The organism is Aerococcus viridans, assembly GCF_002083135.2.
Lineage (GTDB): Bacteria > Bacillota > Bacilli > Lactobacillales > Aerococcaceae > Aerococcus > Aerococcus viridans_C.
In genome coordinates this window covers 1,811,951-1,833,402 of record NZ_NBTM02000001.1, presented here as the reverse complement: position 1 = coordinate 1,833,402, position 21,452 = coordinate 1,811,951, and the positions used below count along the sequence as shown (strand labels likewise).

Annotated in this window: 19 protein-coding genes and 1 riboswitch; of the genes, 14 read left to right on the top strand and 5 right to left on the bottom strand. The window is 38.6% G+C overall.

Annotated elements, in window-relative coordinates; genetic code table 11:
* Positions 1–7 precede the first annotated feature (7 nt).
* The 4 genes from A6J77_RS08510 to dexB all read left to right on the top strand — a co-directional run bounded on the left by A6J77_RS08510 (position 8) and on the right by dexB (position 5,200).
* Positions 8–841: a carbohydrate ABC transporter permease gene (locus A6J77_RS08510; RefSeq protein WP_083069958.1), complete on the top strand. Its 834-nt coding sequence runs from the start codon at positions 8–10 to the stop codon at positions 839–841.
* Positions 842–868: 27 nt separating this feature from the next.
* Positions 869–2,314, top strand: coding sequence for a sucrose phosphorylase (gene gtfA / locus A6J77_RS08505; protein WP_083069956.1), 1,446 nt, complete (start codon positions 869–871; stop codon positions 2,312–2,314).
* A gap of 14 nt (positions 2,315–2,328) precedes the next feature.
* Positions 2,329–3,462 carry an ABC transporter ATP-binding protein gene (locus A6J77_RS08500; protein WP_083069954.1) on the top strand — a complete coding sequence of 378 codons (1,134 nt, stop codon included), beginning with the start codon at positions 2,329–2,331 and terminating at the stop codon, positions 3,460–3,462.
* A gap of 124 nt (positions 3,463–3,586) precedes the next feature.
* On the top strand, positions 3,587–5,200 hold the full coding sequence (gene dexB, locus A6J77_RS08495) for a glucan 1,6-alpha-glucosidase DexB (protein WP_083069952.1): 1,614 nt from the start codon (positions 3,587–3,589) through the stop codon (positions 5,198–5,200).
* 57 nt (positions 5,201–5,257) lie between these two features.
* Here the strand turns inward: dexB and A6J77_RS08490 are convergent, their stop codons facing one another.
* Positions 5,258–6,256 carry a LacI family DNA-binding transcriptional regulator gene (locus A6J77_RS08490; RefSeq protein ID WP_083069950.1) on the bottom strand — a complete coding sequence of 333 codons (999 nt, stop codon included), beginning with the start codon at positions 6,254–6,256 and terminating at the stop codon, positions 5,258–5,260.
* A gap of 138 nt (positions 6,257–6,394) precedes the next feature.
* Here A6J77_RS08490 and A6J77_RS08485 point away from each other — a divergent pair, with 138 nt between their 5' ends.
* The 6 genes from A6J77_RS08485 to A6J77_RS08460 all read left to right on the top strand — a co-directional run bounded on the left by A6J77_RS08485 (position 6,395) and on the right by A6J77_RS08460 (position 13,787).
* Positions 6,395–7,567, top strand: a complete 1,173-nt coding sequence (locus tag A6J77_RS08485) for a galactokinase (RefSeq protein WP_083069947.1) — start codon at positions 6,395–6,397, stop codon at positions 7,565–7,567.
* Positions 7,568–7,571: 4 nt separating this feature from the next.
* Positions 7,572–9,053, top strand: coding sequence for a UDP-glucose--hexose-1-phosphate uridylyltransferase (gene galT / locus A6J77_RS08480; RefSeq protein WP_083069937.1), 1,482 nt, complete (start codon positions 7,572–7,574; stop codon positions 9,051–9,053).
* Between the two features lie 108 nt (positions 9,054–9,161).
* Entirely contained in the window at positions 9,162–10,091 is a 930-nt protein-coding gene (locus tag A6J77_RS08475; RefSeq protein ID WP_083069934.1) for an alpha/beta hydrolase, read from the top strand.
* Positions 10,092–10,138: 47 nt separating this feature from the next.
* On the top strand, positions 10,139–10,816 hold the full coding sequence (locus A6J77_RS08470; protein ID WP_083069931.1) for a YjjG family noncanonical pyrimidine nucleotidase: 678 nt from the start codon (positions 10,139–10,141) through the stop codon (positions 10,814–10,816).
* 119 nt (positions 10,817–10,935) lie between these two features.
* Positions 10,936–11,086, top strand: a riboswitch (Lysine riboswitch).
* Positions 11,087–11,180: 94 nt separating this feature from the next.
* Positions 11,181–12,596 (top strand): YfcC family protein, encoded by a 1,416-nt coding sequence (locus A6J77_RS08465; protein ID WP_083070292.1) that lies wholly within the window; start codon positions 11,181–11,183, stop codon positions 12,594–12,596.
* Positions 12,597–12,614: 18 nt separating this feature from the next.
* Positions 12,615–13,787 carry a M20 family metallopeptidase gene (locus tag A6J77_RS08460; RefSeq protein ID WP_083069929.1) on the top strand — a complete coding sequence of 391 codons (1,173 nt, stop codon included), beginning with the start codon at positions 12,615–12,617 and terminating at the stop codon, positions 13,785–13,787.
* Positions 13,788–13,868: 81 nt separating this feature from the next.
* On the opposite strand, the gene A6J77_RS08455 is transcribed toward A6J77_RS08460, so the two are convergent.
* Positions 13,869–14,147, bottom strand: a complete 279-nt coding sequence (locus A6J77_RS08455; RefSeq protein ID WP_083069927.1) for a chorismate mutase — start codon at positions 14,145–14,147, stop codon at positions 13,869–13,871.
* A 326-nt stretch (positions 14,148–14,473) separates the two neighbouring features.
* On the opposite strand from A6J77_RS08455, the gene A6J77_RS08450 reads away from it, so the two are divergent.
* Positions 14,474–15,826: a D-serine ammonia-lyase gene (locus tag A6J77_RS08450; RefSeq protein ID WP_083069926.1), complete on the top strand. Its 1,353-nt coding sequence runs from the start codon at positions 14,474–14,476 to the stop codon at positions 15,824–15,826.
* 70 nt (positions 15,827–15,896) lie between these two features.
* Here the strand turns inward: A6J77_RS08450 and A6J77_RS08445 are convergent, their stop codons facing one another.
* The gene (locus A6J77_RS08445) at positions 15,897–16,067 is read right to left on the bottom strand and encodes a DUF3307 domain-containing protein (protein WP_083069924.1); all 171 of its coding nucleotides are present in this window, start codon (positions 16,065–16,067) and stop codon (positions 15,897–15,899) included.
* Positions 16,051–16,716 (bottom strand): SatD family protein, encoded by a 666-nt coding sequence (locus tag A6J77_RS08440; RefSeq protein ID WP_083069921.1) that lies wholly within the window; start codon positions 16,714–16,716, stop codon positions 16,051–16,053. Before A6J77_RS08440 ends, A6J77_RS08445 begins: the two co-directional genes overlap by 17 nt.
* A 327-nt stretch (positions 16,717–17,043) precedes the next feature.
* Between A6J77_RS08440 and A6J77_RS08435 the strand changes: the two genes are divergently transcribed.
* A complete protein-coding gene (locus A6J77_RS08435; protein WP_083069920.1) occupies positions 17,044–18,147 on the top strand; it encodes a dicarboxylate/amino acid:cation symporter in 1,104 nt (367 codons plus the stop codon).
* Complete coding sequence (locus A6J77_RS08430) at positions 18,144–19,076, top strand: ATP-grasp domain-containing protein (protein ID WP_083069917.1); 933 nt, start codon at positions 18,144–18,146, stop codon at positions 19,074–19,076. The genes A6J77_RS08435 and A6J77_RS08430 overlap by 4 nt, the downstream gene beginning before the upstream one ends.
* A gap of 187 nt (positions 19,077–19,263) precedes the next feature.
* On the opposite strand, the gene A6J77_RS08425 is transcribed toward A6J77_RS08430, so the two are convergent.
* Positions 19,264–20,334, bottom strand: coding sequence for a tyrosine-type recombinase/integrase (locus A6J77_RS08425; RefSeq protein WP_083069915.1), 1,071 nt, complete (start codon positions 20,332–20,334; stop codon positions 19,264–19,266).
* Positions 20,335–20,828: 494 nt separating this feature from the next.
* Between A6J77_RS08425 and A6J77_RS08420 the strand changes: the two genes are divergently transcribed.
* Positions 20,829–21,389 carry a GNAT family N-acetyltransferase gene (locus tag A6J77_RS08420; protein ID WP_083069913.1) on the top strand — a complete coding sequence of 187 codons (561 nt, stop codon included), beginning with the start codon at positions 20,829–20,831 and terminating at the stop codon, positions 21,387–21,389.
* The last annotated feature ends 63 nt before the right edge of the window (positions 21,390–21,452 follow it).

Below are 21,452 nucleotides of genomic sequence, written 5' to 3'. Positions count from 1 at the left end.
AAACCATATGAAAAATGAAGAACGATTCAATCTAATTTGGAAATACGTCCTCCTAATTGTTGGAGCAATCTTAGTCTTGATTCCGCTTTTAGCGACAGTATTTTCATCATTTAAAACAACACAAGACATCATGCAACATTTCTTTGCCTTTCCAAATCCAGCAACACTTGATAATTATGCTCGGTTGATTGCAGATGGTATAGGGCATTATTTCTGGAATTCCGCGGTTATTACGGTACTGTCTGTAATCCTTGTAACCCTATTTATCCCAGCAGCAGCCTATTCTATCGCCCGAAACATGTCGAAACATAGAGCCTTTGCGATTATGTATTCACTATTGATCTTGGGAATCTTTGTACCATTCCAAGTAATTATGATTCCAATCACTGTCATGATGAGTCGCTTAGGCTTAGCAAATATGTGGGGTTTAATCATCTTGTACCTAACATATGCCATTCCTCAAACCTTATTCCTATACGTGGGCTATATCAAATTGAGTGTACCGGATACTTTAGATGAAGCCGCTATGATTGATGGTGCAGATCGTTTTACGACTTATCGTAAAATAATCTTCCCAATGCTGAAACCAATGCACGCAACGACACTCATCATTAATGCTTTATGGTTCTGGAACGACTTCATGCTACCTTTGCTGATTCTAAACAAAAATGCTGAAATGTGGACATTACCTCTATTCCAGTACAACTATACAGGCCAATACTTCAACGATTACGGTCCAAGTTTTGCATCATATGTGGTCGGTATCATCACGATCACAATCGTTTACCTGATTTTCCAAAAGAATATTATCTCTGGTATGAGCAACGGGGCCATCAAATAATCTACTACTGAGAAGAGGAGCATATACATGACATTTCAAAACAAAACCATGTTGATTACCTATTCTGATAGTTTAGGTAGCAACTTAAAAGAATTGAAGACGAATATCGACCAATATTTTGGTCAAGCCATCGGTGGTGTGCATCTACTGCCATTCTTTCCCTCTACAGGCGATAGAGGGTTTGCTCCGGTTGACTACGGTCAAGTTGATCCAGCATTTGGTAACTGGGATGATATCAAAGCCCTAGGTGACAAATACTATCTCATGTTCGATTTTATGATTAATCACATCTCCCGCCAGTCCACGTATTACAAAGACTTTCAGGAGAAAAAGGACGCTTCTGACTATGCCGATTTATTTCTAAGATGGGAAAAATTCTGGCCAAGTGGACGACCAACACAGGCCGACATCGACTTAATCTATAAAAGAAAAGATAAAGCCCCCATGCAAGCCATCACCTTCGCCGATGGTACTACGGAACATTTATGGAATACTTTTGGGGAAGAGCAAATCGACCTAGATATACGCCATCAAGTCACAATGGACTTCATCAAAGATACGATTGAACAGCTAGTGGCAAACGGTTGCGATTTGATTCGACTTGATGCCTTTGCCTATGCAATTAAAAAACTAGATACCAATGATTTTTTCGTGGAACCAGAAATTTGGGACTTACTAGACCGAGTGCAAGCGGTTGCCCAAGAAGCAGGAGCGGATATTTTACCTGAAATTCATGAACACTATACAATTCCTTTTAAACTTGCTGATCACGGCTACTTTGTTTATGACTTTGCTTTACCAATGGTTACCTTGTATTCACTGTTCTCGGGTAACGTAGACCAATTAGCTAAGTGGTTGAAGATGAGCCCCATGAAGCAATTTACCACCTTGGATACCCATGACGGAATAGGGGTTGTCGATGTAAAGGATATTTTAACCGATGAAGAAATTGATTTTACATCCAAAGCCCTTTATAAGGTAGGGGCTAACGTTAAACGTAAGTATTCTTCTGCAGAATATAATAATTTAGACATCTATCAAATCAATACCACCTATTATTCAGCGCTAGGTGACGATGATAAGAAATATTTCATCGCGCGATTGATTCAAGCTTTCGCACCAGGAATTCCACAAGTGTATTATGTGGGTCTACTTGCTGGTAAAAATGATCTAGAACTCTTAGAAAATACCAAAGAGGGGCGTAATATCAATCGCCACTATTACACTAGTGATGAAATTGGACGTGAAATACAACGTCCATTGGTCCAAAAATTATTGCAATTATTTAACTTTCGTAATGAAAGTGAAGCTTTTGATTTAGCTGGTGGTATCGAGGTTGCTACACCGGATGCACATACGATAATCATTACACGCTATAATGCTGACAAATCAGTAATTGCTGAAGCAAACATAAACTTACTTGATTTACGCTACAGTATCTTTGAAAACGACCGTCCCGTTCATTTTGAATAGAAAGAGAGTTTAACATGGTAGAATTAAACCTAAACCATATTTACAAAAAATACCCCGGCGCCACTGACTACGCTGTAGAAGATTTTAATTTAGATATTAAAGATAAAGAATTCATTGTATTTGTCGGACCTTCTGGTTGTGGTAAATCCACTACATTACGTATGGTCGCTGGATTAGAGGAAATAAGCCAGGGGGAACTAAAAATTGATGGTGAAGTAGTGAATAACAAATCACCTAAAGATCGTGATATTGCGATGGTATTCCAAAACTATGCTTTATACCCACATATGACGGTTTACGATAACATGGCTTTTGGTTTGAAATTACGTAAATACGACAAAGCTGAAATTGACCGTCGCGTGAATGAAGCAGGAGAAATACTAGGTTTAACTGATTTCTTACAACGTAAACCAGCAGACCTATCAGGTGGGCAACGACAACGTGTAGCTATGGGACGAGCAATTGTCCGAGATGCTAAAGTATTCCTAATGGATGAACCTTTATCAAACCTTGATGCCAAGTTACGTGTTTCCATGCGGACAGAAATTGCCAAAATCACCCGTAAAATTGAGGCAACGACCATTTATGTTACACATGATCAAACCGAAGCAATGACATTGGCAGATCGAATTGTGATTATGAATGCAACGAAAAATTCTGATGGTTCAGGCACAATTGGTCGCATTGAACAAATCGGTACACCACAAGAATTATATAATAAACCCGTAAGTAAATTCGTAGCTGGCTTTATTGGTAGTCCTTCAATGAACTTCTTTACAGTAACAGTAGGGGAGAATCGTATTTCCAATCAAGATGGTTTGGACATTGCTATACCAGAAGGCCAAGCTAAAATCTTACGTGACCGTGGTTACCTGGGTAAAGAAGTCATTTTCGGTATTCGTCCAGAAGATATTTTGGATACTAACATTGCTATTGAAGCCTACCCAGAGGATACCGTGACAGGTGAGATAGTCGTTTCTGAATTACTTGGTTCTGAAACCATGTTATACCTAAAATTAGGTCAAACTGAATACATTGCACGTGTATCTACTCGTGACACATTTGAAGCGGGTGACAAAGTTACCCTAACCTTTAACATTACGAAGGGACATTTCTTCGACTTGGCAACAGAACAAGCAATTCGTTAATATGCGAAGCATATCTTAGCTGGGGACAAAACTTCCCAGCTATTTTTGATATTATTAGTGCAAGCGCTTGCACAAACTGGTAGAATGGACTTAACAACATAAAACATCATAAGGAGTGCGTGAAATGGAAAAACATTGGTGGCACAAAGCAACTATCTATCAAATCTATCCTAAATCCTTTGCAGATGCGAATGGCGATGGTATTGGGGATTTAAAGGGCATTACCAGCAAATTAGACTACTTGCAAGAATTGGGCATAACTGCCATCTGGTTATCACCAGTTTATGATAGCCCTATGGACGATAACGGTTATGATATTGCGAATTATGAAGCAATAGCAGACATGTTTGGTGACATGAATGATATGGATTTGTTACTAGCCGAAGCCAATCAACGTGGTATTCGTATTATCATGGACCTCGTCGTAAACCATACATCAGATGAACATGCCTGGTTCATGGAAGCTCGCGACAATCCGACAAGCTCAGAACGTGATTATTATATTTGGCGTGACGAACCCAATGACCTAACTTCAATATTTAGTGGCTCAGCATGGGAAAAAGATGAAGCATCTGGTCAATATTACCTGCACTTCTTCAGCAAAAAGCAACCTGATTTAAACTGGGAGAATGCCTCTTTACGTCAAAAAATTTATGATATGATGAATTTTTGGATCGATAAGGGTATCGGTGGGTTCCGTATGGATGTTATCGACATGGTTGGTAAAGTACCTGATCAAGGGATTGTCAATAATGGCCCTAAATTACACGATCATATAAAGGAAATGAACGCTGCATCCTTTGGTAAACATGATTTATTAACTGTAGGTGAGACGTGGGGTGCTACGCCGGAAATTGCCCAATTATACTCAAATCCTGACAGTCATGAACTATCTATGGTATTTCAGTTCGAGCATATTGGTCTGCAACATAAGCCGGATGCAGCTAAATGGGATTTTGAAGACGAACTAGATGTACCTGCATTAAAAAAGATTTTTAATAAATGGCAGACAGAATTAGGGCTTGGTCAAGGTTGGAACTCTTTATTCTGGAACAACCATGATTTACCACGTGTCCTTTCTATTTGGGGCTCAACTGGCCCAAACCGAGTGAAATCAGCCAAGGCATTAGCCATTCTCCTACATCTGATGCGAGGTACACCTTATATTTACCAAGGTGAAGAAATAGGAATGACCAATTATCCTTTTAATAATTTAGATGAAATTGATGATATTGAATCCTTAAACTATGCACGAGAAGCTACGGCAAATGGTCAATCTATGGGGCAAGTCATGGACAGTATCCGCATGATTGGTCGAGACAATGCTCGGACACCTATGCAGTGGGATGAAACGAAACATGCCGGATTCTCAAGTGGAGACACAACTTGGCTACCAGTAAATCCAAATTATCATGAAATTAACGTCAAAAACGCCTTAGCTGATCAGGACAGTATTTTTTATACTTATCAAAAATTGGTTCAATTACGCCAAACTTCAGACTGGTTAATCGATGGCGATTTTGAGCTATTAGATACTAGCGATAAAGTATTTGCCTACATCAGAAGGACACCAAGTGAAGCATACTTAGTAGTCGTGAATGTATCTGATGTAGCACAAACATTTAGTTTTAATGGTACGTATGAAACAATTATTATCAGCAATCATGTGGTGCCAACCGATTTACAACAAATCACCTTGGATGCTTGGGATGCATTTTGTGTTAAGCTGACAAAATAAAAAAATAATATCAAAAAGGGTAACCGCAATCGTTTGTGGTTACCCTTTTTTTGATATTTATCCACTGGAATCACGTATTGTTAGCCGAGTGGCAAGTCTAGTCATAGTAGGTACTACTTCCGGGTTTATCAATTGACGATTCAGGGTATCCACAGCAATTCGACCCATTTCCTCAGTAAAAACGGTCACACTGGATAGGGCGGGGAAAATCTGTTTCGTCAACGGGGTATCATTAAATGAAATAAGGCTCACCCGTTCAGGGACAGCAATACGCGCCTCCTGAAGGGCACGTAAAGCACCAATAGCTAATGTATCATTAGCTACAAAGAAAGCTTGTGGAAGGGCTTCTCCATGTTCAGTGATGGCCTGTTTCATCAAATTATACCCGGCTTGTGCTGAAAAATCACCAATATACGTATATTTTGCATGGTAAACACCAAGTTCAGATGCATAGTTTCGGAAAGTTCTGAACCGTTGATCAATTAACTGTTCCTTACCATCTGTCGTTTTCTCTTCACCGGCAATCATACCTATCGATGTTAACCCATGCTGCATAAAATAATCTAATACTTGAATCACGGCATTATCAAAATCAGTTGTCACACAGGGATGACCAGCATTTAAGGTATCTGAATCCACAAAAACCAATTTGCGATTATAGGACTCTAACCGTTTAATTTGTTGATTAGAAAATTTACCGATGGCAATAATTCCAGCAATATCATCAGCAATTTGAATAATTTGATTATTGAAATAACGGACAATGTCATAGGTTAAATCTTCGGCACGTTTTTCTATCCCAATCCGAATAGCGTAATAATATAAATCATTTAATTCTTCTTGCTCACTATACCATTGGACAACAGCAATTTTTTGTCGCTGTTTTGGTATATTCGTCGTCTTTTGATGTTTGGTATAGCCCAAGTCGTCTGCAATGGCTAGAATACGATGTTTCGTGTCTTCACCAACAGAAAGGGTTTCATCACGGTTCAACACACGTGAAACGGTCGCTTGCGAAACTTTTGCTAATTTTGCAATATCTTTAAGAGTAGCCATATCCTTACTTCCTTTATCATTTATTTTTATCCATTATAACACATTTGCAGCTACATTAGTAAAAGTTTAGTAAATATATCGAATATTTTATCTGAATAATCTATAATAAAATTATCATATAAATCAAGGAGATTGCTTATGGACACGACAACATTAAATCAAGCTTTTACAGACATTTTCAACGAACAAGCTGATGCAACTTTTTTCTCACCAGGACGTATTAACCTAATTGGTGAACATACAGATTACAACGGGGGCCACGTATTCCCAGCAGCTATTTCACTGGGCACTTATGGGGTTGCCCGTAAACGAGATGACCAAATCTGTCGCTTTTATTCAGCAAATTTCAAAGATGATGGCATTATTGAAATTAACCTAAATCAACTGATTCTAACAAAGGAAGATAGTTGGACGAACTATCCTAAAGGGGTCATTAAATTTTTAATAGAAGCGGGTCATCCAATTGATACCGGTTTTGACCTATACGTATATGGGAATATTCCAAATGGTTCCGGTCTTTCATCATCAGCTTCACTTGAATTACTCATAGGGATAGTTGCGGAAGAATTGTATGATTTAACACTAGAAAGACTAGATTTAGTAAAAATTGGTAAAAAAACCGAAAATGATTTTATCGGTGTGAATTCGGGTATTATGGATCAATTTGCCGTCGGGATGGGGGCAGATAAACGTGCGATTTATCTGGATACAAATTCTCTCGACTATGAACTCGTTCCGCTAGATTTAGCTGATAACGTAATTGTAATCATGAATACCAATAAACGCCGTGAATTAGCCGATTCTAAATACAATGAACGCCGGACTGAATGTGAAACAGCACTCGCCGAACTTAACCAAAAGTTGACCATCGATTCACTGGGTGCGATTGATGCCAACACCTTTGATCAATATGCTTATTTAGTTCAAGATAGTAATCGTTTGAAACGTGCACGACATGCTGTTTGGGAAAACCAACGAACGTCACTTGCACGACAAGCATTGCAAACTGGGGATCTATTAGCATTTGGTCGCTTAATGAATGCCTCCCATGTATCATTAGAACACGATTATGAAGTTACCGGAATCGAGCTAGATACCTTGGTCCATACAGCGTGGGCACAGGAGGGTGTATTAGGCGCGCGTATGACGGGCGCAGGCTTTGGAGGATGTGGCATTGCCATCGTCGCAAAAGACAAGGTGGATGCTTTTAAAGAGCAAGTAGGGTGTGTATATACTGAAACAATCGGCTATCCACCACAATTTTATATCGCAGAAATCTCAAGTGGCGCGCGTGTACTAACAAGGAGATGATGACATGGCAAAACTAATTGATGCCTTTGTTACACAGGTTATTGAAAATAGTGATTATACAATAGACGATCATTTTTATTTACGCAATCGAATCTTAGCATTAACTGGTGAAGCAGGTGCCAATCAAGAAACAACTAGAACCACCCTTATTTCCTTACGTGATGCCTTAGTAGATGTTGCTGTTGACAACGGAAAAGTAGGGGATTTAATAGAAGAGCGAGATACTTTAGGTGCTGCATTAATGGATTTTATCACGCCAGCCCCTAGTGTTTTAAATCAACACTTTTGGGATACCTATCAAATTTCTCCAGAAGAGGCAATCCAGGAATTTTATGCGCTGAGTCAACGTAATGACTATATTAAAGTAGGGGCCATTGCTAAGAACATTGCGTATACAAGTCAAACGGCCTATGGACCAGTGGAAATTACCATTAACCTATCAAAACCTGAAAAAGATCCCAAGGCAATCGCTGCCGCCAAAAAAGCGCAATCTTCTAGTTATCCTCTTTGCCAGCTATGCATGGAAAATGAAGGATATCAAGGCAGGATCAACCATCCGGCGCGCGCTAACCACAGAATTATTCGTCTTCAATTAGGCGATGAGAAGTGGGGGTTCCAATATTCACCATATGCCTATTTCAATGAGCATAGTATTGTATTAAACACACAGCATGTCCCCATGGTCATTTCAAAACAAACATTTGAACAATTATTAGACATTGTAGCTATTTTTCCTGGATATTTTGCTGGATCTAATGCCGATTTGCCGATTGTAGGAGGTTCAATTCTAACGCATAATCATTATCAAACGGGACGTCATGATTTCCCTATGGCTAAGGCGCCCTTTGAAAGTCAATTCACGTTTGAAGGTTACCCAAACATCCAAGCTGGGATTGTCAAATGGCCCATGTCTGTGATACGTCTACAAGGAAAAGAGCGCGGAGATTTGGTGACCCTGGCCGATAAAATCCGACTGGCTTGGCAAACATATGAAGATCCAAATCTAGATGTAATTGCATATACAGGGGACGAAGCTCATCATACAATTACACCTATCGCCCGCAAAAATGGGGACAAATTCGAACTAGATTTGGTTTTACGTGATAATCATACTTCATCACAATATCCAGATGGCGTTTATCATCCACATCAAGATGTGCAACATATTAAACAGGAAAATATCGGTTTAATTGAAGTAATGGGCTTAGCTATATTACCCCCACGCTTAAAGGATGAACTCTCGGCAGTTACTGACTATCTATTAGATAAAGAAAATAATATTGCAGCTTACCATTTAACATGGGCACAAGAATTAAAGCAAAATTATCGCCATACTTTGACTCCAGATACAGTGCATACTATTTTAAAAGATGAAATTGCAAATGTTTTTGTACGCGTCTTAGAAGATGCTGGTGTGTATAAAGATACACCAGCAGGAAAAGATGGCTTTAATCGATTTATTCAATCGGTAGGTATCGTTTCTTAAACTTCTCATGGCCTCGTTTCTTACTATTTGGAGACGGGGGTTTTCTTTTTCTCTAATGAAAATCAAATGCTATAATGGCATTAATGAAATTTAGAGGAGAGAAGTCTGATGCAAAAAGAAGTAATAAAGCTATATAATGATCGTGATGATGTGACCTTAACTAGCTACGTGATTGATCCAATCCGCACAAGTAATGTGAATATTGAACGACCGGCCGTGATTATCTGTCCCGGTGGTTCATATATGTACTGTTCAGATAGAGAAGCTGAACCAGTGGCATTGGCATTTAATGCTATGGGCTTTCACGCATTTGTCTTGCGATATTCGGTCTATGGGCAAGGGAAAACAACTGCAGAAATCATTGCAGAAGGGCAATTTCCGGTTAAACCTGATGTTATTTTCCCCCATGCGCTACAAGAAACTGCTAAGGCATTTGAAATTTTGCATCAATATGCGACTGAGTGGCGCATTGATACTGATAAGATTGGCCTAGCAGGATTTTCTGCTGGTGGTCACAATACCGGGATGTACAGTAATGTATGGCATGAAGATGTGATTCAAAATGCAACAAATTTGAAGGGCAAAGCCTTGAAACCAGCATTTAATATTTCTGCCTACGCCCTAACTGATATTGCCTATTATTATCACCAAAACATTGCCAATCCTGACCCAAATATCAAGGCCTATGCAACAGCTATGTCTTTAGCTTGCTTTGGAAAACCACTACCTAGTGAAGCAGAAATTGAACGTTATTCTGTCCCAGCTACTGTGAATGAACATACTGCACCAACTTTTATTTGGGCAACACGTGAAGATGATGTTGTTAATGTACGTGATTCCTTATCACTAGCCTTAGCATTAGAAGAAAATCAAATTCCGTTTGAAATGCATATCTTCCAAGAAGGACCACACGGCCTTTCAGTGGCTAACGAGCTTTCTGCAACCATGCCCAATCAAGTGAATAAAACTGCCGCACAATGGCTACCACTAGCTGAAAATTGGTTGAAAGAAATCATCTTAAAAAGCGTTTATTCCTGAGCGCTTAGGATGATACTATGGTTTTAGCATAATAAAAAGAGGTAAATATGAAGTATAAAAACTTATTATTTGATGTAGATGATACCTTATTAGATTTCCAAGATGCGCAAAAGGTTGCATTGAAATCTTTATTTGAGTCTATGGATATTCCTTATAATGAAGAAACTGAGAAAATGTATAATACCATGAATCAAAGTCTCTGGCGTCAATTCGAACAAGGGATTTTAACCTCAGAACAAGTTGTAAATGATAGATTTGGTATTTTCTTCAATCAACTAGGCATTGAAGTGAATAGTGTTGAAATGGAAAGAAATTACCGGCAGTGTCTAAAAGAAGGTATAAAACCTGTTGAAAATAGTTTGGAACTAGTGAATTCACTTTCTAAACAGGCAAATTTATATATCGTTACAAATGGTATTGCTGAAACGCAATCTTATCGTTTACAAAAATCTGGTTTGATCCCGTACTTTAAAGATGTGTTCATATCTGAGGAACTGAATGCGCAAAAGCCTAGTATAAATTTCTTTAATACAGTATTTTCAAGAATCCCGTATTTTAAAAAAGAAGAAACAGCCATTATTGGGGATTCGCTTACGTCAGATATTCAAGGAGGTATTAATGCTGGAATCGACACCATTTGGTATAACCCAAAAAGGAAAAAAGTAAAAGATCCAGTAATACCAACCTATGATATTGCGCAATTAAATGAAATATACGATTTATAGTTTTTGACTTAATATAACCAATTTTTGTCATGAATGCACAATAGCATATAACATCGATTGTAAAATTTCTTGACATTGTACCTTTTATTTCATAAGATTAGACTTAAATGAATAAATGCGGAATAGAAAGAGGCCGCTAATCACATCAGTATCCATTTGGAGAAAGGGTTATTAGCCGAAACAGTATGATTTACTGTTGGGGGTGTATTAAAAAAATGCATCACTGCCAAAAAGGAATGCCCAATTCCTTCCAGGAGCGCTTTCTATTTTGCGGGCAAAAGTGATTTCTGTATTAAACCAATACCAAGTCGAGCTTTTGCTTGCCTTGGTATTTTTTATTCAAATTTTTAAAAGGAGCTTTTTTATGAAATCAAAACTTTTTCCAAAAAAGTTACAAATGCCTAATGCATTAGTGCTTTTATTTTCAATCATGGTCATCATGATGGTCTTAACCTGGGTTATTCCAGCAGGGGCGTTCGAACGGACACTGGTCGATGATCGGACTGTTTTAGTCCCAGATTCTTTCCATTTTATTGATTCTAGCCCACAAAGTCCCTTCCAGTTGATTCTGGCCTTACCGCAAGCTTTTATTGAGGTAGGATCTATCGTATTCTTCCTCTTTATCACAGGTGGATCATTCAAATTGATTAACGAAACAGGCATTCTTGAAGCCTTAATGGGACGTTTAGTCCGTGCCTTAAAAGGACGCGAGGAAGTTTTCATTCCCATTCTTGTTTTTGTGACTGGTTTAGGTGGTGCCACTTTAGGTTTATCAGAGGAAATTATCCTTTTCATCCCAATCGGTATCGCACTAGCTAGAGCTTTAGGCTACGACGCCATGACAGGGATTGCCGTTTTAATTCTTGGGGCTGCAGTCGGCTTTAATGCCGGTTTTATGAACCCATTCTCAGTAGGCGTTGCCCAAGCCTTAGCCGAATTACCATTATTCTCAGGTGTTGGCTTACGTATCGCCTTATTCATTGTTCTTTGGGCAGTGACAACGATTTTTATTATGCGTTATGCGAAAAAAGTCAAAGCTGATCCAAGCAAAAGCGACGTTGCTGATTTAGAAGCTGCTGATAAAGCTGCAGATGATTACAAAGACTTAAGCGAACAAGAATTACCAGCATTTTCAGCACGTCACAAGTGGATTTCGGTGGCTTTGTTAGCTGGTTTTGCCATGATGGTTTACGGTGTCTTCCAAATTGGTTGGTTTATCGACGAACTAGTCGCAATGTTCTTTACCATGGCAGTTGTTTCCGCATTAATTGGGGGTCTTTCAACTGGCAAAATAGCCGACACATTCGTTTCGGGGGCCGGTGAAATGATGTTCTCAGTACTTGCCATTGTATTTGCCCGCGGTATTTTAGTAGTCATGGAAAATGGGATGATCTTAGATACAATTATTTACTATCTTGTACAAGTAGTGAACATTTTCCCAGCTATTCTAGGTTCAGTTGGTATGTACGTGATTCAAATCTTGATCAATTTCTTTATCCCATCTGGTTCAGGACAAGCAGCAGCAACGATGCCAATCATGTTACCAATTGCAGACTCACTAGATGTCACAAGACAAACAGCTGTACTTGCTTTCCAATTAGGTTCAGGTTTCATGGATGCCATTATTCCAACATCCGGTGTCCTGATGGCTGAATTATCACTGGCTAAAATTCCATATAACAAATGGTTTAAATGGTTTATGCCATTACTAACCATTTATATTTTAATTGGATTGGCATTTTTAATCTTCGCCCATTTTGTAGGCTATGGGCCATTCTAGAAAGGAAGAGTAAATTTTATGACTGTAAAAGAAACATTACATCAAGAAGTTAGCGCCCTAGAAACAGATTTAAGAGGATTGAGCGATTATATTTTTGCTAATCCAGAACTAGGCCATCAAGAATTTAAATCGTCAAAAGCCCATATTGCATTGCTTGAAAAACATGGTTTCACTGTTGAAACCCCGTATGCTGGCTTTGATACGGCCTTTAGAGCGACTTTTGATTCAGGTCAACCTGGCCCCACAATTGCTTACTTGTCTGAGTACGACGCCTTACCGTCAATTGGGCATGGCTGTGGTCATAATATGCTTGGGACTGTAGACACTGGTGCTGGTATCGCCTTATCTAAGGTGATCAACCAGACTGGCGGCCGAGTGATTGTTTTAGGAACGCCCGCTGAAGAAACAACTGGAACTAAGGTAGATATGGCTAATTCAGGCGTATTTGACGACGTAGATGTGGCTATGTGTACCCATCCTTCAGATGAAAATACTATGTCTGGCACATCAATGGCTATCCACCCAATTGCTTTTGAATTTTTCGGTAAACCGGCCCATGCTGCAGAAGCGCCAGAAGAGGGGATTAACGCCCTAGATGCTATGTTAAACCTATTTAATAATATCAATAGCTTACGCCAAGAAATGCGGTCCTCTGCTCGTGTACATGGGATTATTACCCACGGTGGAGACGCAGCCAACGTGATCCCTGAATACACACGCGCTGAATTCTATGTCCGCGCCTTGGATACGCCTTATATGGAAGTTTTATCGGAGAAAATCATCAACTGTGCTAAGGCCGCAGCACTTGCAAGTGGTTGTACCATGAAGCACACAGACTTTGAAAATATCTACAAGGATATGATTACTAACGAGACTTTATCTGCAGTTTACAACGAAAATGCAAGTGAATTAGGTATTGAAATGGTTCCCGAGAAATTAGGGGAAAATGGGTCAATTGATATGGGTGACGTCAGCCATGTAGTCCCTTCAATCCATTCTTACTATTCAATCACAAATGGTAAGCGTGTTATCGGGCACACACCTGAATTTAGAGACTGTACCCAAACACCATTTGCCTATGACATGATGATGAAAGTTGTTGAAACACTGGCGCTTACTGGTGTTGATGTTATCAGCAAACCAGAATTACTAGTTGAGATACAAACAGAATTTGCTAATCGAAAAGTATAGGAAATAGAAAAAATCGCCTGGAGAAACCCGGGCGATTTTCTTAATGCAAACATTTGTATTTGCTTTATTGATTTATAGCGGTTATTTTTCTTCTTGTTTAGCCATCCAACGCTCTTGATGACCGCGAGATATACGCATGATTTCAGTATATAAATCAGCTAATTCTTCTTTAAGTTCAGGGTTTTCTAAGTAGCTTTGAACTTTCTCAATGACTAATGCTTCACGACCAGCATCCAAAATGTCTTTATTGTTGGCTAGCTTAACTTCAGCTACCTTTTCAACCATTTTCGTTCTTTCCTCAAATAATTTCACGATTTCTCGGTCAAGGCGGTCAATCTCAATACGTTCTTTTTCTAACATATCTTTCTCCTTTAGTGGATCATTTAATTTTGTGATTTTTTGTAAGTCTAAAATTTTATATTGGGAGGCAGACGACGACCAAGTTCATTATACTGGCTAGCTTGTCCGAACAATCCGCTTTATCTAAGATATTCATTTTTCATAATATTGATTTAAACATCACTACTTCGCCTAATTCATTATAAATAAGGACCAAATCAAAAGCAATTACAAATGAGGATTGTCTACACTATCTGGATTTATTGACGAACGCGGAAAATATCGTTATAATTTTTGAGTTGAAAAATGTGCATTGTACGAATAAATAATATGAAGGGTGGATAGATATGTCAACAGAATCTATATATGAAACAAGAGAACAGGTGAATCAAAGAACATTGGGTGATATTCGTGACCGTAAGCCCGTTTTTTGGGAGAATGATAGCCATGTACCTTTCAAGAACTTAAAAGGGCAACTGGATGTGTCAGTCCTAGAGATTAAAGACGCAGAGGCACGATTAAAACGATTTGCACCATTTATCAAAGCCGTCTTCGAAGATACGGTGGCTTTAGATGGTCTGATTGAATCGCCAATTTCTGACATTGACAAATTCAAGACTGCGTTAGAAACCACTTATGATTTTTCATTTCCTGGCCAAATGTTCCTAAAACGGGATGACTTATTACCGATTGCCGGTACTATTAAGGCTCGAGGGGCTATTTATGAAGTCTTGCATCATGCTGAAGCATTAGCCTTTGAAGAGAAATTATTATCAGGTTATGACGATGACTACTCGAAATTTGCGACTAAGACATTCCAAGATTTCTTTAAACAGTACACTGTAGTTGTAGGGACTACAGGTAACTTGGGGATTTCTTCAGGTGTGATGTCTGCCAAAATTGGTTTCAATGTCCAAGTTCATATGTCCCACGAAGCCAAGCAATGGAAGAAAGACTACTTAAGAAGCCACGGTGTCCAAGTAATCGAACATAAGACCAACTTCACAGAAGCCGTAGACCAAGGGCGTCAATCAGCTCAATCTGATCCATATGCTTACTTTATTGATGACGAACATTCAATTCAATTGTTCTTAGGTTATACAACAGCAGCATCAAGACTTGAAAAACAGTTAGCTGATCAAGGAATCGTTGTCGATGAAGACCATCCACTTATGGTGTATCTACCATGTGGTGTGGGCGGTAGTCCAGGTGGTATTACTTATGGTTTGAAACAAATTTACGGGGATCATGTTCACTGCTTCTTTGCTCAACCAACCCATGTACCATCTATGTTATTAGGATTAATCTCTAAGAAATTTGCAGATATTTCAGTCTATGACTTTGGGATTGATGGCTTAACCGTTATGGACGGTCTAGCAGTACCTAGAACCTCTCAAATAGTAGCTAAATTAATGTCAGGCATCTTTGATGGTGGTTATACATTGACTGACAAAGAGTCTAATCGCCTACTAACAACATTGAAAGATGTAGAAGATATTTTTGTAGAGCCAGCAGCCACAGCAGGATTAGTTGGTCCTCAAAGACTCTTCACTACTGAAGCGGGGCAAAACTATCTGCGTCATAAGAACTTAACAGATAAAGTAGCTAACATGACCCATATTGCATGGGCAACTGGTGGGTCAATGGTACCAGCAGATGAGCAAGTGTTATTTTACGAAAATGGTAAAGCCAATCAATAATGTGAATCGATAAGTCGAAATCACTATGGAAAAAAGAGTAATTGAGTGTCAAAACTCACTTACTCTTTTTTTATTTTGCCCAATTTTTTACAACAATTGCCCCATGGATGGCTAGGTGTCTAGCAAGAGCGGCGTGACTCTTTCCCTTGGCTTCTGACCGTTTCTCACTTTGAAAATGGTAATCACCTAGAAAGTGGGCAGTTAATAATACGAGTGTGATGGCATTATGAATCAGTATCATCGACCTCCTGAATGAAACGTGCCAGCTGTTCTTTTCCAGCTAGATAGATTTTAATATTGGCTGAATTTAGTCGTTTACTTAAAGCTGAGGGAGATAATTCTAATTTTTTAGCAAGTGCTTTTTGATTAAATGATGGCTGGTAAATTCCCGCCGCTAAAAGTCCATTGAAGACATATAGCTGGGTTTTAGTCCAACTTGACCGGATAGTATCTGTCAGTAAGAGCATGATATTGATAGTGTCATCTTTTCCCTCTAGACCAATAAAGGCTTGACGTAAATTACCGCTGTAATCGTGTTGCTTGACTGATTCAATAGCGCTCCTAGCGTGCCAGTATGCGGGGCCATCTGCGCCTATACTGATCTCAGGATCAATCTCTGTGTCTATTGACCCGTAACCAATCCCAAAGCGAATGGGGTGGGGAATAAGTCGTTGGATGTCATCTATCATTTGAAACACTTGATGATGGGGTTTAATCAACACTTGAAATTCATCACCTAAGGTTAGCGTTAATTTTGATGCGATGATGTCACCGTAGTTTCGGTTAATTGTAGCAAAACTTTCTAATAAGTTTTCTTGTAAGTTTTCTCGGTCAGCTGATTTTTTTGAATCAATTAAGTCTCCGATAATCGCTATATAGTTTTTAGACATGAGGCACCTCCTTAATATCCATTATAACGGAAATTATATTTAATTGCCGATATAATGGAAAATAAAACGTTTGAAATATCCGTTATTTAGGAAATTTTATAAAAATTGCCCTTATTTCCGGCATACTTCGCATGTATACACTACATCGCATCTGTTCGGTAATTGATGTGTTTCATTTTTAGACCAATAATGACCGATATTCGATCATTTACCATAAAATCCTAAGAGCTATACTATGAGACAAGCTATAAGAGACCTATTGTTAACAAATTAAAGTAGGTCTTGATAGATAATTGGAGGAACATGTATGTTTAAAAAACCTATTTATTGGTACAGATACTCATAGTTGCCATTTTAGGTATTGCCGTTGGATACTTTTTCCCAGGCATCAGTAGTCATTTTGGTATTCTGGGGAATCTCTTTATGAACTTCATCCAAATGCTTGTCGTACCGCTCGTTTTCCCATTAATTGTCTTATCAGTAGTAGAAATCGGTGGTGGAAATCAACTTGGGAAGGTCATCTTTAAGGCAATTGGCTACTTTTTTCTCGTAACCACATTTTTGATCGCCTTGACCCTGGTCTTTGGTAAACTAGTGAATGTTGGCGGTGATGTAGCACTTGGTGAAATCTCTACCGAATCACTCGATGGGATTGCGACTGGGATTAACTTACAAGATTTTGTCTTAAGTATTATTCCAAGCAATATCTTTCAAACTTTCGCAGATGGTAGCTTATTGCCAATCATCTTCTTTGCTATTTTCCTTGCCGGAGGCCTGATCGCAATTGATAATGATGCAACTTATGGAATTTCAGGTATTTCTTCTGTATTCAGTTTCCTATTCTGGCTATACGTCGCATACCTAACAGTCGCCTTAGTAATCTATCCCATCATTGCGTACAGTTTTGGCGTATCCTATATTTCATTGTTTAAATCTATCTCTGAATTGAGCTTTATCGCCTTTATTACAGGCGGTTCAAGCGTTGTATTACCTTCACTTATCGAACGCTTAGAAGAAAATAAAGTCCCAAAAGTGATCTCATCTGGCGTAACGTGCCTAGGCTACACACTAAATCTAGGTGGTGCAGCTATCTATGTATCTTTAGCTATTTCCTTTATAATGAACGTATATGATGCTTCTTTAACAATTTCTGATTTTGTCGTTTTAGTAGTATTTCTTACTTTTATTACCAAAACAATCGCTACAGTACCATCAGGGGCCATTGTCGTGCTTCTTGCTACGGCAAACCAATTAGGCTTACCATCTGAAGCAGTTGCCTTACTGGTATCAATTGATTTCTTCGCAAATGCAGGTAGAACAGCCTTGAATGTGGTTGGAAATGCTTTAGCAGCGACTATTATTGCCAAAACAGAAGGCGCAAAATTGCCAGTATTCACTAAAATTAAAAAGAAAGAAGGCGCAACAATTTGACCGACAAGAAAGTATATATCATCCACGAAAATGATGATTGGACAAAACATTTAACTAGACGACTAGACCAACTGTCCATTCCTTATGACACTTGGTTTCTAGACACAGGGCTAGTAGACATTCAAGATACCCCACCAGCAGGCATTTTCTATAACCGGATTTCTGCTTCGTCACACACAAGAGACCATCGCTATGCACCTGAATTAACTAGCCAAGTTTTACCATGGTTAGAAAGCCATCAGGCCAGTGTAGTGAACGGTAGTCGCGCAATTGAACTTGAAGTCAGCAAGATTAAGCAGTATTTAGCCTTACAAAAAGCAGGTATCCAAACGCCTAAAACGATTGCTGCAGTTGGTAAGGAAGAAATTATCCAAGCAGCTAAAAAACTCGATACTTTCCCATTTATTATTAAACATAACCGGGCGGGTAAAGGGCTTGGGGTAAACCTATTTGACCGAATTGAAGAGCTAGAAGACTACGTTAATAGTGATTACTTTGAAGATTCAGTTGATGGGATTAGTTTACTTCAAGCCTACGTTAAGCCAGTAAATGGTAGGGTGTACCGGTCAGAATTTATTGGTGGTAAATTTCATTATGTTGTCAGCATCGATTCTTCAGACGGTTTTGAACTATGCCCAGCAGATAACTGCCAGATTCCAATTGCAGGGCAGGTCCAATCTACACCAGATAAATTCCAAATCGTTGACGGGGTATTAAGTAAAGAAGAAATTCAAAAGATTGAAAACTTCTTAAAGGCTGAAAATATCCAGGTAGCAGCAGTGGAATTTATTGAAACGGCAGACGGGCAGAAGTGGGCTTACGATGTCAACACCAATACAAATTACAATGCAGACGCTGAAGAAGTTGCACAAAAATTTGGCATGTTAGCACTAGCTGAATATCCTGGTGACTTATTAGCAAAAGTGTAAACAAATACTGATAGCAAATCAACATATTTTCTATGTCTGCTAATTACCCTTAGCGGACATAGAAGGGAATTTAAATAGCAAGCCAATGCCCTTGCTATATTTATATAGTCAAACAGCTATTTATTCAGCTTTTTAGTAATCGCCCCCAAATCTATGGTATAGAGAGGGGGCTTTTTGTCATTTATAATCAGGGTGTTTGCAAATCATTTTCTTTGCTTTTATCTTCTAAATCTTTGAGAATTCTTGATTGGTCAATAAGATCTTCAATCAACTGACTAGAAGTATTCAAGTCTTCATTTAGATCTTGGGCGTAGATTTCCGTCGTTCGAACACTAGAATGCCGTAGCATCTTTTGCGTTTCCCGTAAGTTACCGCCGTTAATTAAACTTAAGGTTGCAGCGGTATGTCTCAGTGAATGTGGCGTAATTTTAGATGAATGAATCCCAACAGCTTCATAAGCATTCGCGATCACTCTAGAAATTGACCGAGCTGACATACGACCACTTTTATTACGATTACCGTGCGAAGCGAATAAAGGCGCTAAGTCAGTGTTAATCATGATACCTTGGTCCTCACGAAAGCGTGTATAATCTCGAATAACTTCCTTGGTTTTACGAGGAATTATGACGAATTCATCTTTTTCACGGCGACCTTTACCTTGTACATAAATAACAGTGTTCAAACCGCGTCGTTGGACGTCTTCAAAATTGGCACGACTGAGTTCAATAGTTCTAAGTCCAGTAGTAACAGCTAGTAATATAAGTGCATAATTACGTTTACCAATTAGTGTATCCGTGGTTGATTTAAGGTAATCTAGCAACTTTTCAACATCCTCAATATCCAGTGCATCCTTAGCGTGGCCGTGTGGTATAGGGATATTATTATTGGCTTTAGCAACAATATTCTCATATAGATTTTCTCGTTCTAACCATTTAAAGAATTGGTTGAGCATGTTACGGTACGACTTAATGGTCCGATCCTTGTAGCGAAATTGGTCCAGTGCACGACGCTGCTCCTCAGAGACGTCATCATAAGCTATATCGTTGATTAAGATGTAGGTCTTACTTGGGTGATTGATTAAATCGTCAAAATAGCGCTCAATGTCATGATAAGTTGGATGCGTGATAGCTTGTTTTTCCAGGTAAATAAAAAAAGGTTTGATGTTCTTCAAATAGCTTTCTTTAGTGCTGGATTGCTTCTGTGATAGATAGTCGGCGTATAGTTCGTAGAAAGATTCCTTATCAAAGTAATTGTCCATATGTAAAACTCCTTAAAATACTAAAAATAATTATACCAAACATACGTTCTAAATCATAGATTGATAGTATGAAATAAATGAAGAAGCTGACTGGATTTGCTGATATTTATAATAATAAGTCGATGAATCAATTAATTGTAGAAAGTTAGCGCTATAAAGTATAGTAATTGAAGTGAATAGCAAAACAATAGAATCATACTTTATAAGATAGCTTATGATAAATCTAAAACAGTCTATGAGCATTAATCCATATAAACAGAGTCAAAATGCGTCAAAACCGTCTGTGTAGTCATGCGTATTCCTATAGATACCTGTCTATATTTATTAGTTTACATAACATATATTATTTAAAGCTATAAGTGTTTTAAATATACAATTTCTATGTCCAAACTATGATGTCCTCCACCTATCATTCGTCGACAATATTTTGTATTAGCCTCAATTAATCTCTAGTGATATGATGGTATTAAACTAAAAAGTTAGGAAGATTTTTTATGACAGACCCATTATCTTATACTGAAACGACCATAGATACTATAGAAAACGACCAAGTGACCATCCGTCCTGCTGAACTTGCTGATGCAGCTCAGTTAACGGCTATCTACAATTATTACATTCAAAATACTACCATTTCTTTTAGAATTGCCTTAACTGACGTTTCCTTAAAGGAAGAACAAATTACTGAACGTATTGGAATCAATCCCTTTCTAGTGGCTGATTATAACGGCGATGTTATCGGTTTTGCTTACACCTCTGACGCTGGTTCCTATGAAGGCTATCGGCCTTCTAAAGAGATTTCTATCTATCTAGATGCCCACGTTAAGGCTAAAGGCATTGGTAGCCGCTTATATCAAGCGCTAGAGCAAGAAATCATCGACAATTACCCTGATATCTACAAACTCGTGTCACAGGTCACAGGAACCAACGAATCATCGTTGAAATTCCATAAGAAACATGGCTTTGAACAATTCGGTGTCTGTAAGAACATGGGTTACAAATTCGACCAATGGCTAGACGTTGTCTACCTGGAAAAAGACATTCGCCCTCTTGTTTAAATTGTAAAAATAACCAAAAAAAATCCAGAACGTTTGTTCTGGATTTTTTGTATACTTAAAATT

Coding starts and splice junctions, on each gene's coding strand:
- A6J77_RS08510 (WP_083069958.1), top strand. CDS start 8: ATGAAAAATGAAGAACGATTCAATCTAATTTGGAAATACGTCCTCCTA.
- gtfA (WP_083069956.1), top strand. CDS start 869: ATGACATTTCAAAACAAAACCATGTTGATTACCTATTCTGATAGTTTA.
- A6J77_RS08500 (WP_083069954.1), top strand. CDS start 2,329: ATGGTAGAATTAAACCTAAACCATATTTACAAAAAATACCCCGGCGCC.
- dexB (WP_083069952.1), top strand. CDS start 3,587: ATGGAAAAACATTGGTGGCACAAAGCAACTATCTATCAAATCTATCCT.
- A6J77_RS08490 (WP_083069950.1), bottom strand. CDS start 6,256: ATGGCTACTCTTAAAGATATTGCAAAATTAGCAAAAGTTTCGCAAGCG.
- A6J77_RS08485 (WP_083069947.1), top strand. CDS start 6,395: ATGGACACGACAACATTAAATCAAGCTTTTACAGACATTTTCAACGAA.
- galT (WP_083069937.1), top strand. CDS start 7,572: ATGGCAAAACTAATTGATGCCTTTGTTACACAGGTTATTGAAAATAGT.
- A6J77_RS08475 (WP_083069934.1), top strand. CDS start 9,162: ATGCAAAAAGAAGTAATAAAGCTATATAATGATCGTGATGATGTGACC.
- A6J77_RS08470 (WP_083069931.1), top strand. CDS start 10,139: ATGAAGTATAAAAACTTATTATTTGATGTAGATGATACCTTATTAGAT.
- A6J77_RS08465 (WP_083070292.1), top strand. CDS start 11,181: ATGAAATCAAAACTTTTTCCAAAAAAGTTACAAATGCCTAATGCATTA.
- A6J77_RS08460 (WP_083069929.1), top strand. CDS start 12,615: ATGACTGTAAAAGAAACATTACATCAAGAAGTTAGCGCCCTAGAAACA.
- A6J77_RS08455 (WP_083069927.1), bottom strand. CDS start 14,147: ATGTTAGAAAAAGAACGTATTGAGATTGACCGCCTTGACCGAGAAATC.
- A6J77_RS08450 (WP_083069926.1), top strand. CDS start 14,474: ATGTCAACAGAATCTATATATGAAACAAGAGAACAGGTGAATCAAAGA.
- A6J77_RS08445 (WP_083069924.1), bottom strand. CDS start 16,067: ATGATACTGATTCATAATGCCATCACACTCGTATTATTAACTGCCCAC.
- A6J77_RS08440 (WP_083069921.1), bottom strand. CDS start 16,716: ATGTCTAAAAACTATATAGCGATTATCGGAGACTTAATTGATTCAAAA.
- A6J77_RS08425 (WP_083069915.1), bottom strand. CDS start 20,334: ATGGACAATTACTTTGATAAGGAATCTTTCTACGAACTATACGCCGAC.
- A6J77_RS08420 (WP_083069913.1), top strand. CDS start 20,829: ATGACAGACCCATTATCTTATACTGAAACGACCATAGATACTATAGAA.